General features: G+C 47.2%; 12 protein-coding genes and 1 pseudogene. 9 read left to right on the top strand and 4 right to left on the bottom strand.

The window, feature by feature from the left end; translation table 11 throughout:
* Window positions 1-67 precede the first annotated feature (67 nt).
* The 3 genes from QWZ05_RS10425 to QWZ05_RS10415 all read right to left on the bottom strand — a co-directional run bounded on the left by QWZ05_RS10425 (window position 68) and on the right by QWZ05_RS10415 (window position 2968).
* The gene (locus QWZ05_RS10425) at window positions 68-679 is read right to left on the bottom strand and encodes a TIGR04211 family SH3 domain-containing protein (protein ID WP_264874751.1); all 612 of its coding nucleotides are present in this window, start codon (window positions 677-679) and stop codon (window positions 68-70) included.
* Between the two features lie 227 nt (window positions 680-906).
* Complete coding sequence (locus QWZ05_RS10420) at window positions 907-2166, bottom strand: inorganic phosphate transporter (protein ID WP_264874752.1); 1260 nt, start codon at window positions 2164-2166, stop codon at window positions 907-909.
* 121 nt (window positions 2167-2287) lie between these two features.
* Window positions 2288-2968 carry a TIGR00153 family protein gene (locus QWZ05_RS10415; RefSeq protein ID WP_290298293.1) on the bottom strand — a complete coding sequence of 227 codons (681 nt, stop codon included), beginning with the start codon at window positions 2966-2968 and terminating at the stop codon, window positions 2288-2290.
* Between the two features lie 206 nt (window positions 2969-3174).
* Here QWZ05_RS10415 and QWZ05_RS10410 point away from each other — a divergent pair, with 206 nt between their 5' ends.
* The 4 genes from QWZ05_RS10410 to hldE all read left to right on the top strand — a co-directional run bounded on the left by QWZ05_RS10410 (window position 3175) and on the right by hldE (window position 10827).
* Entirely contained in the window at window positions 3175-4692 is a 1518-nt protein-coding gene (locus tag QWZ05_RS10410) for a CYTH and CHAD domain-containing protein (RefSeq protein WP_264874754.1), read from the top strand.
* Between the two features lie 371 nt (window positions 4693-5063).
* Window positions 5064-6320, top strand: a complete 1257-nt coding sequence (locus QWZ05_RS10405; RefSeq protein ID WP_290298292.1) for a methyl-accepting chemotaxis protein — start codon at window positions 5064-5066, stop codon at window positions 6318-6320.
* Window positions 6321-6433: 113 nt separating this feature from the next.
* Window positions 6434-9301, top strand: coding sequence for a bifunctional [glutamate--ammonia ligase]-adenylyl-L-tyrosine phosphorylase/[glutamate--ammonia-ligase] adenylyltransferase (glnE, locus tag QWZ05_RS10400; RefSeq protein WP_290298291.1), 2868 nt, complete (start codon window positions 6434-6436; stop codon window positions 9299-9301).
* 95 nt (window positions 9302-9396) lie between these two features.
* A complete protein-coding gene (gene hldE, locus QWZ05_RS10395; RefSeq protein ID WP_264874757.1) occupies window positions 9397-10827 on the top strand; it encodes a bifunctional D-glycero-beta-D-manno-heptose-7-phosphate kinase/D-glycero-beta-D-manno-heptose 1-phosphate adenylyltransferase HldE in 1431 nt (476 codons plus the stop codon).
* Between the two features lie 76 nt (window positions 10828-10903).
* Here hldE and tolC read toward each other — a convergent pair whose 3' ends face one another.
* Window positions 10904-12214: an outer membrane channel protein TolC gene (gene tolC / locus QWZ05_RS10390; RefSeq protein ID WP_290298290.1), complete on the bottom strand. Its 1311-nt coding sequence runs from the start codon at window positions 12212-12214 to the stop codon at window positions 10904-10906.
* Window positions 12215-12500: 286 nt separating this feature from the next.
* On the opposite strand from tolC, the gene nudF reads away from it, so the two are divergent.
* The 5 genes and pseudogenes from nudF (at window position 12501) to parE (ending at window position 17059) form a co-directional block, all read left to right on the top strand.
* A complete protein-coding gene (nudF, locus tag QWZ05_RS10385) occupies window positions 12501-13109 on the top strand; it encodes an ADP-ribose diphosphatase (protein ID WP_373875497.1) in 609 nt (202 codons plus the stop codon).
* On the top strand, window positions 13097-13534 hold the full coding sequence (locus tag QWZ05_RS10380; protein ID WP_264874759.1) for a DUF1249 family protein: 438 nt from the start codon (window positions 13097-13099) through the stop codon (window positions 13532-13534). Before nudF ends, QWZ05_RS10380 begins: the two co-directional genes overlap by 13 nt.
* Before the next feature lie 25 nt (window positions 13535-13559).
* Window positions 13560-14365: pseudogene (gene cpdA, locus QWZ05_RS10375) on the top strand (3',5'-cyclic-AMP phosphodiesterase).
* A complete protein-coding gene (gene yqiA / locus QWZ05_RS10370; RefSeq protein WP_264874761.1) occupies window positions 14365-14952 on the top strand; it encodes an esterase YqiA in 588 nt (195 codons plus the stop codon). Before cpdA ends, yqiA begins: the two are co-directional and overlap by 1 nt.
* A gap of 226 nt (window positions 14953-15178) precedes the next feature.
* A complete protein-coding gene (parE, locus tag QWZ05_RS10365) occupies window positions 15179-17059 on the top strand; it encodes a DNA topoisomerase IV subunit B (RefSeq protein WP_264874762.1) in 1881 nt (626 codons plus the stop codon).

The following is a 17059-nucleotide window of genomic DNA, read 5'->3' as shown; positions in this document are numbered from 1 at the left end:
TATTGAAGTACTGTTGTATAGCACCGTGGCAATTACCTAGTGTATTGATAATTGTCTAGCTAAATCACTATGCCCAGCCTGCAGGAGACTTTTTACGACGTGGCATGATGTGTGGAAGGAGCAAGCCAAACAACAGGCCAAGACCAGCAACACCGCCACCATACATGAAGTACTTAAGCAGTAGGTCTTCTTTTTGCGTATCTAAACGAGCGCGAAGCTCACGAATCTCTGTCTGTGATGTCGTTAGCTGCTTGTTCAGTTCTGTGTTGGTCTCTTCAAGCTCAGACAGTTGCTGATTGCGTGCCTCTAGTGAGTCAATTAACCCCGCTTTTTCACTGTCTGCCGATGAGCGAGCATTTGATAAGGCTTCGTTCGCCTGTGCAAGCTCTTTTTCTACTTTAGGTAGTCGGATCGCCATGCTCTGTTGAGTCGTAACAAACTTACTTTCGACCCAGCCTTTACGGCCTCGGCTATCTACAACTTCACTGTAGCCTGCTGCACGGTTAGTGTTTGTTAGTTGAACTTTATCACCGGCGTTAACGCTGCCAATAATTCTAAACTCGGTACCTGGGCCTGAGTGCATGTACGTAAACAGTTTATCTGCGATGTAGTGGTCTTGAGCGAAAGCTGTAGAAACAGACGTTACAGCTAGTAAAACCAGATAGATCAGCTTTTTCACGGGTAATCCTTCCAATAGGGGGTTTGTCTGTCTAACGGCTACGAGCTTTCTATAGCGGTTTCGAGTCTGAGTGAGACAGAACGATAAAACTGAAGAGATAGTAAGAATTTTCAAGCCTCGGTGCAACAAAGAAGGGAGGCAAAGCCTCCCTTAATGTGCGTTTGAGTCAATAATGACATTGTCTTAACTTGACTCTGACTTTTTACTGGACTTTACGTCAGTAAGCGTTAAACAAATGCTGCTTGAATTCCATAGAAGAAGACAACGGCAAGCAGGGCACCTGCAGGCAGTGTAACAATCCAAGACGCAACGATGTTACGAACAACGCCAAGGTTTAGCGCAGCGATGCCACGAGCAAAACCCACACCCAGAACCGCACCGACTAGTGTTTGAGTCGTCGAGATTGGAAGGCCAGTACCAGACGCTAGAACAACCGTTGATGCAGTAGCAAGCTGAGCGGCAAAACCACGGCTAGGTGTAAGTTCAGTAATACCAGTACCTACTGTCGCCATTACTTTGTGGCCTAGTGTCGCTAGACCCACAACGATACCGACACCACCCAGAGGAAGGATCCACCATGCAATACGGCTTTTAGCGGTAATTTCGCCCATGTGCTCTACGGTTGATACTACTGCCGACAGAGGGCCAATCGCGTTCGCTACGTCGTTTGAGCCGTGAGCAAATGCCATTGCACACGCAGTGATAACCATCAGTACAGAGAAGATGCCTTCAACACCAGCAAAGCTGTGGTCGTCTTCACGGTTGGCAAACTTCTTCTGAATGTAAACATAGCCACCGACCATCACGAGAGTTGAAACAGCAATCGCTGCAATCCAAGCTTCACCCGTTGATAGGTGCAGACCGATGTGTTTTAGGCCTTTTTTGATAGTAACAAGGGCAATCACGATCGTCGTGATGAACATGTACACAGGCACAAAACGCTTTGCATTCATCAGAGGGCGCTCAGTATCAAAAATCAGACGTTGTGCACTGACAAAGATAAGATAGGCAAAGAAGCCCGATATCAATGGGGTAACAATCCAGCTGCCAACGATGCCTTGAACACTACTCCAGTCAACCGCTTCTGTACCCACGGATACACAAGCAAAACCGATGATCGCACCGATGATTGAGTGAGTGGTTGAAACCGGCCAACCCATGTATGACGCAAGCAGCAGCCAAGTACCCGCAGCAAGAAGCGCAGACAGCATGCCGAACACAAGCACATCAGGCTTATCAGCAAATAGTGTGGTATCAATAACACCCTTACGGATGGTATCAGTTACTTCACCACCGGCAAGGTAAGCGCCGGCAAACTCGAAGATCATCGCGATGATGATCGCTTGTTTTACAGTCAGTGCTTTTGAACCAACTGAGGTGCCCATAGCGTTCGCTACGTCATTTGCACCGATACCCACAGCCATCATAAAACCAAAGAGAGCTGCGATCAGAATTAGGATAGTACCGTAGTTAGCGAGGATATCCATTGTATTACCTAGTTGTTTGTAACAAGCGGGACAGACAAAAAACGGGCGCAATAATCCGCGTCACTGCGATTGCATTGCCGATAATTTGAATGACCTTCGTTACTCAGTGTTAGTTTCTGAATTATGAACGAGAAAGCATAAGCTCTAGACGTGCTCCAACACGTTGAGCTTGGTCTGCGATTCCGCCCACCCATTCTAAAATCTTATAGAGGAACATAGCGTCGATTGGGCTGAGGCTATCTTCGAGAGCCATCAGTTGTTGACGCAACTCAATCTGCATTGAGTCAGTGTCATCTTCAATCACGTCTAATTGGTGAATCATCTCTGCAACGAGGGTGACTTCACGGCCTTTAAAACCGGTTTCTAGCAGTTCATCTAGCTCATTAATCACTTTTTGAGCTTGATCAGCAGCATCGAGACAGCGCTTAACATAAGCGATGAAGTTCTGTTGCATAGGTTCAGGAATGATGAGCTGGCGACCGTAAACTCGGCCAGCAATATCTTTGGCAAGGTTGGCTAGTTTGTCTTGCTGCGTGAGAAGCTCAAGCATGTCAGTACGATCGACTGGCAAGAACAATCCACGTGGTAGTTTCAAACGGATCTCACGCTTTAGTACATCCGCCTCTTTTTCAAGATGCGAGATTTGAGCACGAATTTCAGATGCTTTTTCCCAATCACCCTTTGAAGAAACCTCAAAGAAGTTGATTAAGTGAGAGCAGCATTCATTCACGCATACAACGTGACGTTGCAAAGGTTTAATAGGGGACTTTGCGAACAACCCCATAATGGTATTTACTGGCATGGTTTTAAAACCTAATTGCTATAACCCTAAAAAAAACATAGGCCATAATCTGGCGAAATGTTGAACGATGGCTATAAAGGCGCGAATGTTAACCCATAAAATGCCACATTAAAACTGTTTTAGATCATCATTCAGGTGTTATTTCCTTCTTGCTGATCCCTCAGTTAAGCAATATGCTTCACCTATCTGTTTTATAAGGTGGATATATGGAAACCGAGATAGAGTTGAAGTTTTTTGTTTCATCTGATTTTTCCGATACTTTGCGAGCAAAACTCGATGAAACCAAAGTACTTCAGCATAGCTGTCGAGAACTGGGAAATACCTACTTCGATACTGCGGATAACTGGCTACGTCGTCACGACATAGGCTTAAGAATTCGCTGCTTTGATGGTGTGTTCGTACAAACCGTCAAAACGTCAGGCCGTGTTGTTGCTGGCCTGCACCAGCGTCCTGAGTTCAACGCTGAACACACATCTAACAAACCTGAACTGACACTTCACCCTACAGAAATATGGCCAGAAGGCCGTACTGTAGAAGAGGTTCAAGCGCAGTTGATCCCGATTTTCTCAACCAATTTCACTCGTGAGCAGTGGCTTATTGGTATGCCAGATGGCAGCCAAGTGGAAGTGGCCTTTGACCAAGGTCTGGTTGAGTCTGGTGATAAACAAGAGCCGATTTGTGAGGTGGAGCTGGAGCTTAAGTCAGGCCAAACCGAAGCACTATTCACACTCGCTCGAGCATTCTCCGAAGATGGAGGTATGCGCCTTGGTAATATGAGCAAAGCAGCAAAAGGCTATCGCTTGGCGTATGGTCATGAAAGCGATGAGGTTGTACCACTGCCGCTCGTTAATACTCAATCGAGTGACAGTGTAGAAACCTGTTTAGTTAACGCGCTTGAGCATGCGCTATCTCATTGGCACTACCACGAGCAGATTTATATCGAGCGCCCTTCTATTGAAGCGCTGCATGAAATTCGTCATGCGATTAGCTACATTCGCCAAATCTTTACGGTGTACGGCGGTGTCGTACCACGTCGCGCAAGTGCACTGCTGCGCCAAGAGCTTAAGTGGCTTGAGCAAGAGCTTGAATGGCTAGATGACTATGACTGCCTTGAAGACCTGCTTGAAGACAAAGGCCATGTGCTGCGCAAACTCGATGCCCGCAAGTTTATTGTTGAAGAACTGAAACAGGTTGAAGCGCAATTGCCAGAGCGTGAAGAGAGTTTAACGTTACTCTCCTCTGCACGTTATACCGGTTTGTTGCTGGATTTGAGCCGCTGGATTTTGACCCGCGGTTGGCAGCCTTTCCTAGACGACAAAGCCCGCGAAAAAATGGCGAGTAATATTGTGGCCTTTTCGGGTAAACAACTCGATCGTACATGGGCTGAGCTGGTGGAAGCGTTCCCGCCGGAGAAAGAGCTATGTCGCCAAGAGTATATTGACCAACAGTATCGTTTGATGCGTAACCTTTATACCGGTGTCAGTTTTGCGAACTTATATGATGCAGAAGATCGTAACCGCTTCCGTCTTCCGTGGGCTGATTTGATGCAAGGTATCGTCGACTTACAAATGTTGAAACAACTCGAGACTTTCCTTGATAAGCTCGAGGGTGATGAACTGGATCAGTTAAAACGCTGGCTGCAGCGACAAGAGACCTCTATTTTGCACGCTATGGAGCAGACACGTCGCATCAGTGTCGACACGCAACCATATTGGCGTGATTAATGTCGCCTTTCATATGTAATGTGCAAAGTGCTTTACAATAAGTTGTGATAAACGGGACTTCGGAATGGAGTCCCGTTTGTTTTTTGACGCCGTGTTACTGGCACTTAATGTGCTCGCTCACAGAACCGATAACTCCTGTCATTTTGGAGTAATATCACACCCCTTTCGCTAATTGAATTTGATATGCTGTGACTAATTAAACAGCGCGAATTAAATCAGCAACGAACAGTCTTATCTGACGTCTCCCCCCATGTTCAGTCGACCAAAAATACTCAAGTTCTGTATAAATTTTCCGCTAACCCCAGTAATGATTACCGTAAATTAATCTGAGTGTGATCCTCAATATTGCACTCAATTCGTGGAGTAGTGTCATGAATAAACTCAGTTTCAAACCTTGGGAAAAGCTCATCACTGATGCGCGACTCGTGCCGAAAATGATCATGTTGATGGTGTTCAGCACTGTATTGCTTGTGGCAAAACAGCTGTGGGATGCGAGCACCTTCTATCAAGCCCTTCTATCGGCGACTCAAGATGCCAATCTCGCTCAGCACCATTACGAGCAGTATCTTGTACAAGTGGTTTGGCAAACGGGCGTCATGATCGTTATCTTCATTTCTCTATTGCTATTTGCCGCTCGCGTTATGCTGCGCCAGACTCAATATTTGAGTGAGTCGATTCAGACTATGGCGGGTAAAGATCTTTCGCAAAAAATCGATATGGAGTGCAAAGACGAGTACGGTGATGTGGCTCGTGAACTCGAAACCACTCGTTTCCAATTACAGGATGTAATCAAAACACAAATTAGTGCTTCACAAGAGTTGATCTCACTCACTGAAGTGATGACGCTGAGCATGGCTGAGACGAAGGAAGCGGCACAAGAAGAGTTTAATGAGATAGATCAACTGGCCACGGCGATGAGCGAGATGAGCTCGACCGTTCAAACTGTGGCAGATCATGCTCAGACAGCCTCATCGTTGACGGAAAGTGCTTCAGGGCAAGCGCAACGCGGTCAAGAGTTTGTAGGTGGCACGATTTCCAAGATCAGTGAACTATCTAATGACATCGCCCAGTCAGCTGGCGCTGTGAATAAGGTCGAAGAGCGAGTCGCCGCTATTAGCAGCGTTGTCGGCACGATTCAGGGTATTTCAGAGCAAACTAACCTTCTTGCATTGAATGCAGCGATAGAAGCGGCGCGTGCGGGTGAAGCGGGTCGTGGTTTTGCTGTGGTAGCGGATGAAGTGCGTAACCTGGCTCAAAGTACCCAAAAAGCGACGATTGAAATTCAAGACATGATCACGCAGCTACAAGACAGCGCTAACAGTGCAGTAGAGCTAATGGAAAAAAGCGTGGTGGAAGCGGCAGAGAGTGTCGATTTGGTCACCAATGCCGGCACTGAGCTTGATGGTATCGTTAACCAAGTTAGCGAAATCAATGATATGAACTTCCAGATAGCGACCGCTGCCGGTCAGCAAAGTGGTGTAGCAGAAGAGATGAATCAAAACCTAACCAATGTCCGAGAGTTGGTTGATGGCTCTGTCACCGTGATGGCTGAGTTGCTTGAAACTTCTGAGCTCATGCAGGCGAATGCCACAGAGCTAGATGCCAAAATTGCTTCTTTTAAAGTTTAATTATTGAATCTACCGCTCAGCCCACCGATTCCGGTGGGCTTTTTTATTGCTCAAGCCTCTGATTACGTTAAGCTATGAGTAATATCAACTCTTTTGGGTTACAAGGACTGCTCATGACGTTGCCAGCTATACCACAGCTCCCTTCAGCTTTACTTACGCACTCACAAAGCGCATTAGAAACACTTGTTGATAAAGCATGGTTTCAATCATGGTCTGAGCCGATGCGCAGCCAACTCGAGTATGTCGCAGGGTTAAGTCAGTTTATCGTTGATGCTTTAGTCCGCGATGATGAACTTGGTGCCTTGCTTCCAGATATGCTGCAAAGCCCAGAGCGAGCTTCGGGTTATCGTGAGCGACTGGCCAAGCTATTGGAAAACAGTGTCAATGAGATGGGCGGGCATCGTGTACTTCGTCAGTTTAGAAACCGTGAGATGGTTTACATCGCATGGCGTGATTTCACTCAGAGCTGGGCGCTAGAAGAGAGCTTGGAACATCTTTCCCAATTGGCAGAGTCGATGATCTTTGAGACTTATCGTTGGCAATACGATGCTTGCTGCAGTGAGTGGGGCACCCCGATGAACGCGCAAGGCGAAGCACAACCGATGCTCATTATTGGCATGGGTAAGCTGGGTGGTGGTGAGCTGAATTTCTCTTCCGATATTGACTTAATCTTCACTTATCCTGAAAACGGCGAAACCCAAGGTGCACGTCGCTCCATAGCCAATGCCCAGTTCTTTACCCGTTTAGGGCAACGGATTATTAAAGCGCTCGATCAGCAGACCTTCGATGGTTTCTGTTACCGCGTAGATATGCGTCTACGACCGTTTGGTGAAAGTGGTCCTCTAGTAATGAGTTATGCCGCGCTGGAAGATTATTACCAAGAGCAGGGGCGTGACTGGGAACGCTATGCGATGATCAAAGCGCGAGTGATGGGGCGTGAGATGTACCCAGAGTATCAAGAGCTGCGTAAAATGCTGCGCCCATTTGTTTTCCGCCGTTATATCGATTTTAGTGCGATCCAATCACTGCGTCGTATGAAGTCGATGATCAGCAGTGAAGTGCGTCGTCGCGGCCTATCTAATAACATCAAGCTCGGTGCCGGTGGTATCCGTGAAATTGAGTTTATTGCACAGGTTTTCCAGTTGATTCGAGGTGGGCGAGAGCCAAGTTTGCGCGGCCGTGGTTTACTAGAAACACTGCAAGCCATTGATGAGCTAGACCTATTACAGTGTGGTGAGGTGGCAGAGCTGCAGCAGGCCTACGCTTATTTACGTCGCCTAGAAAACTTATTGCAAGCGATGGCGGACAAGCAAACGCAAACCTTACCTGACGGTGATTTGGAGCAGTTAAAACTTGCTACAGCCATGGGGCATGAAAACTGGGATGTCTTGACGCAACACACACGTCAGCACATGGCGAATGTTCACAAAGTGTTTGAAGCCTTAATCGGTTATGACGAAGAGGAGTGTGGCGAGTCGATAGCCAAGCACTTCCATGAATTGTGGGATATGGCCGATAAAGATGATGTGATTGATCATATATTGCAGCAAGACCTTAACATTGAAGAGCCAGAGTCTCAGCGCAGCGTAATCACCCGATTTAAGCAGGACTTAGCCAAGAAAACACTCGGACCACGTGGGCGCGAGGTACTCAACCGCTTGATGCCAAAAGTATTTGAAGCGATTTATCAGCATCCTGATGCGCAATTTGGTCTGCCACGAGTGCTGCACTTGCTACACAATATTGTGACTCGAACCACTTATCTTGAGCTTCTTGATGAGCATCCTGCTGCGTTAGTTCAGTTAGTTCGTTTGTGTACCGCAAGCCCGATGATTTCAGAGCAGTTGAGTCGCTATCCAATCTTGTTGGATGAGCTAATTGACCCGCAGCATTTGTATCACCCGATTGAGCTTGATGCGTACCGCAGCGAATTGCGCGACTATTTGGCCCGTATACCTGAAGACGATATGGAGCAGCAGATGGAAGCGCTGCGCCAGTTCAAACAGATCTGTATTTTGAAGATTGCGGCGGCAGATATCGCGGGCGTGCTTCCGGTAATGAAAGTGAGTGATCACTTAACCTATCTTGCTGAAGCGATCGTCGAAGCTGTTGTGCATCAAGCATGGCAGCAAATGGCTGAAAAGTATGGTGAACCAACCCACGTTAAAGATCGTGAGGGCAAAGGTTTTGCCGTTGTCGGCTACGGAAAAGTGGGTGGTTGGGAGCTGGGTTATAACTCTGACCTTGATATTGTCTTCATGCATGATTGCCCAGTGAATGTCTACACTGACGGTAAGAAAGAGATCGATGGGCGTCAGTTTTATCTGCGTCTGGCACAGAGAATCATTCATATATTTTCAACTCGTACTGCTTCAGGAATTCTATACGAAGTGGATACGCGCTTAAGGCCATCGGGCGCATCGGGCTTGTTAGTTAGTCCAACAGACGCGTTTGACGAGTACCAACATCAAGATGCATGGACATGGGAGCATCAAGCTTTAGTCAGAGCCCGCATGATTTATGGCGACGCGCCACTACAACAGGCATTTGCGGCAACGCGCCACGATATATTAGGTCTTGATCGTGACCCTGCTAAATTGAGAGATGACGTTGTAAAGATGCGCATCAAGATGCGTGATCACCTAGGGGGCAAGAAAGCCGGGCGCTTTATGTTGAAGCAAGACCAAGGCGGGATCACCGACATTGAATTTTTGGCGCAATATCTAGTCTTAAAAGAGAGCCATGCCACGCCGAAACTGACTCGTTGGTCCGATAATGTGCGAATCTTTGAATCGCTGATGGCGCAAGGGGTCATGGAAGAAGTGGACGCAATGGCGATCACACAAGCCTACACAACGATGCGCGATCAAATCCATCATCGCAACCTATTGAACCTTGATGCCGATGTTGCCGATGACCGTTTTGTCGGTGAGCGCCAACAAGTGACACGATTGTGGAACCAATGGCTTGGTGAGCAGTAAATTAACCGAATTACCTGTGGTACAATCCGCGCGTTAAAAAATGATTCGCGCGACAGAGATAAAGCACAGCGTGTGAAAAGAATTGGAGAATAACAATGAAACCCATCCTACCTAACTATGGTGATGCAGGCGTACTGATTATCGGTGACGTAATGTTAGATCGTTATTGGTATGGTCCAACGGGACGTATTTCACCGGAAGCGCCGGTGCCTGTAGTGAAAGTAGAGAACAACGAAGAGCGCCCAGGTGGAGCGGCTAACGTTGCGATGAATATAGCGTCATTAGGTGGTCATGCTCATATTGTAGGTTTAACCGGTACGGATGAACCAGCTAAAGTGCTGAGTGACACGCTATCGTCATTGAATGTGAACTGTGACTTTGTCGCATTACCAGATTATCCAACCATTACGAAATTACGCGTGCTTAGCCGTGGTCAGCAATTAATTCGTCTTGATTTTGAAGACAAATTTGAGAATACAGATGTTGAGTTGATGACGACTCGCCTTGAGCAGAATCTACCGAACGTCTCAGCCGTGATTCTTTCTGACTACGCGAAAGGAGCGCTTGAGCATGCACAAACCCTGATTCAAATGGCTCGCAAAGCGGGTAAGCCAGTCTTCATTGACCCGAAAGGCGCCGACTTTGAGCGTTATCGTGGTGCAACACTTTTGACACCAAACATGGCTGAATTTGAGCTGGTGGTGGGCAAGGTAAAAGATGAACAAGAGCTCATCGAGAAGGGCCATGCTTTAATTGAAGAGTTTGACTTTGAAGCGCTACTTGTGACCCGCAGCGAGAATGGCATGACTCTGCTACGCCGAGGTCGAGAGCCGTTCCACTTGCCAACTCAAGCCAAAGAGGTTTATGACGTAACTGGTGCCGGTGATACCGTTATTTCAGTATTAGCTGCTTCTTATGCGGCAGGTAAATCATTTGAAGAATCATGTGCACTAGCGAATGCTGCTGCAGGTGTCGTTGTTGGTAAGCTGGGCACATCAACACTGTCAGAAGTGGAGTTGGCAGAAGCGGTTCACGGTAGTCAAGATACAGACTACGGTGTGATAGGTGAATCTGCACTGATCGCTGCTGTGAAAAAAGCTCAAGCGAAAGGTGAAACGGTAGTGATGACGAACGGTTGTTTCGATATCTTGCATGCTGGCCACGTATCGTACTTGAATCACGCTGCGACCTTGGGCGATCGTCTAATTGTGGCGGTGAATACCGATGAGTCTGTAAAACGCTTGAAAGGCCCTGGTCGACCTGTCAACCCAACTGATCGCCGTATGGCGGTATTGGCAGGTTTAGGCGCAGTAGATTGGGTTGTACCATTTGGTGAAGATACGCCGCAACGTTTGATCTCTGAAGTATTGCCTGATCTGCTGGTTAAGGGCGGAGACTACAAGCCAGAAGAGATCGCCGGTGGTAAAGAAGTGATTGCCAATGGTGGTGCAGTAAAAGTGCTTAACTTTGAAGATGGCTGTTCAACGACAGAGATCATTGATGCCATTAAAGGTGGTAAGGGTTAACCTCTTACTTCTTACCTGATGTTCAGGTGAAAAAAAAGCCGCGAAAGCGGCTTTTTTTGTGTCAAACAGACAAAGATTACTTCGCTGGTTTTAGACCAGCATTGATATCTAGGATGTCTTGCTCGCTCAGTGTACCCACAGCTTGACGAAGCTGAAGTTCACTCAAGATGTAGTTGTAGCGCGCATCAGAAAGGTTACGGTTCGCATCATATAGACGACGAGTTGAGTCAAGTACGTCAACGATAGTACGAGTACCCACATCAAAACCAGCTTCTGTTGCTTCAAGTGCTGATTGCGCAGAGATCACCGACTGTTCGTAAGCGCGCAGTGCACCAATCGAAGAGGTGATGTTGTTGTTAAATGCGCGAACATCTTTAACTACACTGCGGTAGGTCGCTTCAAGATCTTGGCTTGCTGCAACGTAGGCGTATTCTGCTTGCTTTGATAGTGAGGTGGTGTTACCACCGGTGTATAAAGGAACAACTAGGTTTACACCAATGTTGAAGTCGTTGTAAGCGTAGGTTGCATTACTGGCTACATCATTGAAATCGTCACCATAGTTGTAGCCTGCATCAAGAGAGATCGAAGGCAAATGGCCAGAATCTGCTAGCGAGATGTTATCACGCGCAACATCTTGTGAAATACGTGCTGCTAAGAGGCTTAAGTTTTTCTCTTCGGCTTGTTGAAGCATGACACCGACAGCATCATCAGGCTTGCTCGCAGCAAAGCGATTAGTATCAAGAATATTCAAATTTGAGTGCTCTTGACCAGTAATCTCACGCAGTGCTTCGTAGCTGTTTACTAGGTTGTTTCGTGCCAACACTTCATCAGCTAGCACGGTATCGTATTGCGCCTGGGCATCATGTACGTCGGTAATCGCTGACAGGCCTACCTCGAAACGCTGTTTGGTTTGCTCTAGCTGACGACCAACCGCCGCTTTTTCTGCCTGAACAAACTCAAGGCTATCTTGTGCACGAAGCACTTCAAAATAAGCAGTCGAAACACGCAGGATCAGCGCTTGTTGATTGGCCGCATAGATAGAGTCTTGCGCACGTGCGTTTTTCTCGGCGATATCTAGCGTGATCCAGCTTGAGCGCTTATAGAGCTCTTGCGAAAGCGCTACGCCTGCAGTTAACGCATCTGATTCACGGATATCTTTGTTACTGCGGTTGAGGTTGTAACCAGCAGTAAGATTAATTTGTGGCAATAGAGTAGCACGACTTGAAGTAATCGCTTCAAAGGCCGCGTCACGCGTTGCTGCAGAGCTTAGAAGCGTAGGGTCGTTGTCCTTCGCGAGGTTATAAATTTCAACTATGTCGTCTGCAACTGCTGACGTGCTTAGTGAACCGATTGCTGCACTAATGAAAAGTGGAAGCAGTTTCTTCATTGTTACTATTCCTGCCATAAAATGATTTGGGTACTCAAAGATTCTAACTCAAATTTTGCCCAATGCGTTTAAAACTTTACACTTTTTTGCACAGAGACAAAGAAAATTTGCTGTAAAAACAGTCAAATTTATGGAATTCTAAAACAATATTTGTACTTTTTATAAAATCAGTTGAGCACTTCATTGGTGAAATAAGCGCAAGCTGCGTACAATTACGAGTCACAACGAAGCGATATATGACTCAATTAAGTTGGGTTTGCTGTTCGGCGAAAAGGAAGAGATAAGATTGGAAGCGTTTAGCACTAAAGACATCGAAATCATTGAAAAGAGCACTCTCTACGCAGGGTTCTTCTCAATGGTGAAATACCAGTTCAAGCACCGTTTATTTGAGGGCGGTTGGAGCGATGTGGTCGTCCGTGAACTGATGGAGCGAGGTCATGCCGCGGCTATGCTGCCTTATGATCCTGTGCGTGATGAGGTTGTGCTAGTGGAGCAAATTCGCGTTGGCGCACTGGAACACGCCTCGCCGTGGCAGATTGAAATTGTGGCAGGCATCATTGAAAAGGGTGAACAGGCAGACGAAGTCGTTACTCGAGAAGCGCAAGAAGAGGCCGGTATTGCGGTCAGCAATGTGCAAAAACTGGTTTCTTACTACCCTTCTGCGGGTGGCTGCTCTGAAAAGCTCGATGTGTTCATCGGGCGGGTTGACGCCTCTACGGCGCACGGCGTTCATGGCCTTGATAGTGAAAGTGAAGATATTCGCGTTCGAGTGGTGCCGCGCAGCGAAGCCTATCAAATGGTGGTGGATGGCCAAATTGAGAATGGTGCGAGCATCATCGCGCTGCAATGGTTGGAGCTCAATCATCAGCAAATAAAGTTACAATGGCAGTCGTAGCAATGAATAAGCCGTATCATGTTGATTTAGCAGAACTGATGCGAGTTTATGAGACCAACTATGCCAAGTTGAACGCTTTGCTGCCCAATCAAGCGCAAGTGGATGATGTTCGCTGCTATCAAGTTCAAGAAATGTCTTACCAACTTCGTGTGGTCGAAGTCACAAAGTACACAACTTTAGTTGAGATTTGTCAGAGTGATGAGGTTCCGGTATTTCCATTGCCGTCAATGTCTGTCAGGCTATATCACGATGCCCGCGTTGCAGAAGTCTTCTCTTGTGACCCAATATCTCGCTTTCACGCCCGCTATGATTATCCGAATAAAAAAATGGTGCAGAAAGATGAGAAGGCGCAAATGAATCGCTTTCTGGGTGATTGGCTGACATTTTGTTTGAAACACGGCATCAGTCGCCGTCCATTATTTTAGTTAGAGTTTATTTAGGTTTCTGATTTTGAAAGTATCTTCCGTTATTAGTGACAGCTTAGATGTAGTAAAGCTTTTGCAAATTACTGATACTCACCTTTTCTCGGATGAGGAAGGGGCGCTGCTCAACGTCAATACTCGTGACAGCTTTGAGGCTGTTGTCGACATGGTAAAAACTGAAGGTGTTCAGTTCGATGCGATTGTGGCGACGGGTGACATATCACAGGATCACAGCGCACACTCATACCAACGCTTTCTGGATGGCATTGCACCGCTAGAAAAGCCATGCCTTTGTTCCAACCGAGTATGGGAGAAGTGTTACCTTCAGATCAGGTAAGGGCACTTGAACATGGGTTGCTGGGTAAGCACTGGCAAGTGGTGATTCTTGATTCTCAGGTTGTGGGCAAACCCCACGGTCGACTCAGTGACCAACAGTTGGAGTTGTTAGACAGCAAGCTCACCGAGCATGCAGAGCGCCATACTCTGGTGCTTTTGCACCACCACCCGCTACTGGTAGGCAGTGCTTGGCTTGACCAGCACACGCTGAAAGACAGTGAGGATTTTTGGTCAGTGGTCGATATGCATCAAAATGTTAAAGCAGTATTGTGTGGCCACGTGCACCAAGATTTTGATCAGACTCGTGGTGATGTTCGCGTGATGGCCACTCCATCGACTTGTGTTCAGTTCAAACCACGCTCAACAGATTTTGCTCTTGATAATCAGGCTCCAGGGTGGCGTGAGCTTTCACTGCATGCTTGCGGTAAAGTTGAAACGCGTGTTCAACGACTTAACAGCACCAAGTTTATGCCGGACTTCGCTTCTGGTGGCTATTAATGAGTGAAAAGCCTAGCTTACTGCTTTATATCCACGGCTTTAACAGCAGCCCACAGTCATTAAAAGCCAATCTTATGCGAGACTACTGCGCTGCGTATCGCCCTGACATCAAAGTTGTTATTCCACAGATGGCGTGCTTTCCACATCAAGCTGCTGCTCAACTGACAGAGATTGTTGAGAAGTATCAAGACGACTACCATATCGGCTTGGTGGGGAGCTCTCTAGGAGGGTATTTGTCTGTTTGGCTCAATGCTCGATATGGTTTCAAAGCTGCATTAGTCAACCCGGCAGTTAAACCCTATGAACTGTTGCAGGATTTTCTCGGTCAGCAAGAGAACCCTTATACTCAAGAGCGCTATGTTCTCAAGCCCAAACATATCCAAGAGCTGCGCGATCTCGATGTAGAGTCGTTACAGCACCCTCAAGACTTTTGGTTATTGCAACAAACTGAAGATGAAGTTCTCGATTATCGTCAAGCGGTAGCACGTTTCTCTGACTCCAAACAGGCCGTTGAGGAGGGAGGCGATCATAGTTTTATCGGTTTCGACCGCTATCCAGCGGCCATCATCGAATTTCTTAAACTTTGAGTAACTTCCGTACACTCATTGCGGGAACAATCATATTTTTACTTGATAGTCAGTCAACTCGCTTGACATAAAGCGGTTGGGGTCAGACTATGTTGCCCCTATACTTTTGCATTGCTTGGCGATATTAGCTCGCCCGTTTCTCTGCTTTTTGCTGACTTTTTATTAAAAGCATCATATAAAGCCTGCAAAGTACCCTTTTACTTATCTACGTTTATTATTCCGTACTATGACAGAACAATATAATGCTGGAGCCATTGAGGTTCTTAATGGTTTAGAACCAGTACGTCGCCGACCAGGGATGTATACGGATACAGCGCGCCCAAACCATTTGGGCCAAGAAGTTATCGACAACAGTGTCGATGAAGCGCTTGCTGGACATGCCTCGAAGGTGCAAGTCATTTTGCATCCAGACCAATCACTTGAAGTGATCGATGATGGTCGTGGTATGCCTGTCGATATTCACCCAGAAGAGAAGATCTCTGGCGTGGAATTGATTTTTTGTAAGCTGCATGCTGGTGGTAAGTTCTCAAACAAGAACTACCAATTCTCGGGTGGTCTACACGGTGTAGGTATCTCCGTCGTTAACGCCCTGTCTAAGCGCGTTGAAGTCACGGTCCGCCGTGAGGGCCAAGTCTATGAAATGGCCTTCGAGAATGGCAATAAAGTTGAAGAGCTCACCGTAACAGGCACATGTGGTCGCCGCAATAAAGGCACCAGTGTTCATTTCTGGCCAGATGGTAGTTACTTTGATTCAGCTAACTTCTCTGTTACTCGCTTGGTCAACAACCTCCGCGCGAAAGCGGTGTTGTGTCCGGGGCTAGAGATAACCTTCAGTGACAAAGTGAATGGCAACGAGCATCGCTGGCTGTATGAAGATGGTTTGACAGATTACCTCGCTGAAGGCGTTAAAGGTTATCCGGTTCTGCCAGAAAAACCATTTACTGGCGAGTTCAGCGCAGAAACAGAAGCCGCTAACTGGGCGGTGATTTGGCAGCCAGAAGGCGGTGAGATGATCACCGAGAGCTACGTAAACCTGATCCCTACGGCTCAAGGTGGTACACACGTGAATGGCCTTCGTCAGGGCCTTCTTGATGCAATGCGTGAGTTCTGTGAATTCCGCAACTTGCTGCCACGTGGTGTAAAGCTCACGGGTGATGATGTCTTTGACCGCTGTTCGTATGTCTTGTCGGTGAAGATGCAAGACCCTCAGTTTGCCGGTCAAACCAAAGAGCGTTTGTCATCTCGTCAAACGGCTGCGTTTGTTTCCGGTGTGGTGAAAGACGCATTCAGCCTGTGGTTGAATGAGAAGCCTCAGCTAGCAGAGTTGCTTGCTGAAGTGTGTATTGCTAATGCTCACCGCCGTATGCGAGCGAGCAAAAAAGTGGTGCGCAAAAAAGTTGCCTCAGGCCCTGCACTTCCTGGCAAGCTGACGGATTGTTCTGTTCAAGATTTAAATCGTACTGAGATCTTCTTTGTCGAGGGTGACTCTGCGGGGGGCTCAGCGAAACAAGCCCGTGACCGTGAGTTCCAAGCGGTGATGCCGCTGCGTGGTAAGATCCTAAATACTTGGGAAGTCTCTGCAGATCAGGTTCTCGCTTCTCAAGAGGTACACGATATCTCAGTCGCGCTGGGTATCGACCCTGATAGCGATAATTTAGACAGCTTACGTTACGGTAAGATCTGTATCTTAGCCGATGCGGACTCGGATGGTCTGCACATCGCGACTCTGTTGTGCGCACTCTTTACTCGTCACTTCCGCTCACTCGTTGAAGCGGGGCATATCTATGTTGCCATGCCTCCTCTGTACCGTATCGATTGCGGCAAAGAGGTATTTTATGCGCTGGATGATGATGAGAAAGAGGGCATACTTGAGCGCTTATCGAAAAAGAAAGCCAAGATCAACGTACAGCGATTCAAAGGTCTGGGTGAGATGAACCCACTCCAGTTGCGCGAAACCACCATGGATCCAAACACTCGCCGCCTAGTTCAACTAACTATTGATGACTCAGAGGCGACAATGGAGATGATGGATATGTTGTTAGGCAAGAAGCGTGCTGATGATCGCCGCTCTTGGCTGCAGAACAACGGTGATATGGCTGAGGTTTAA

Source organism: Vibrio agarivorans, assembly GCF_030409635.1.
GTDB classification, from domain to species: Bacteria; Pseudomonadota; Gammaproteobacteria; order Enterobacterales; family Vibrionaceae; genus Vibrio; species Vibrio agarivorans.
Note: the sequence above shows the minus strand (reverse complement) of the source record. Positions and strands in the feature narration are given on the sequence as shown.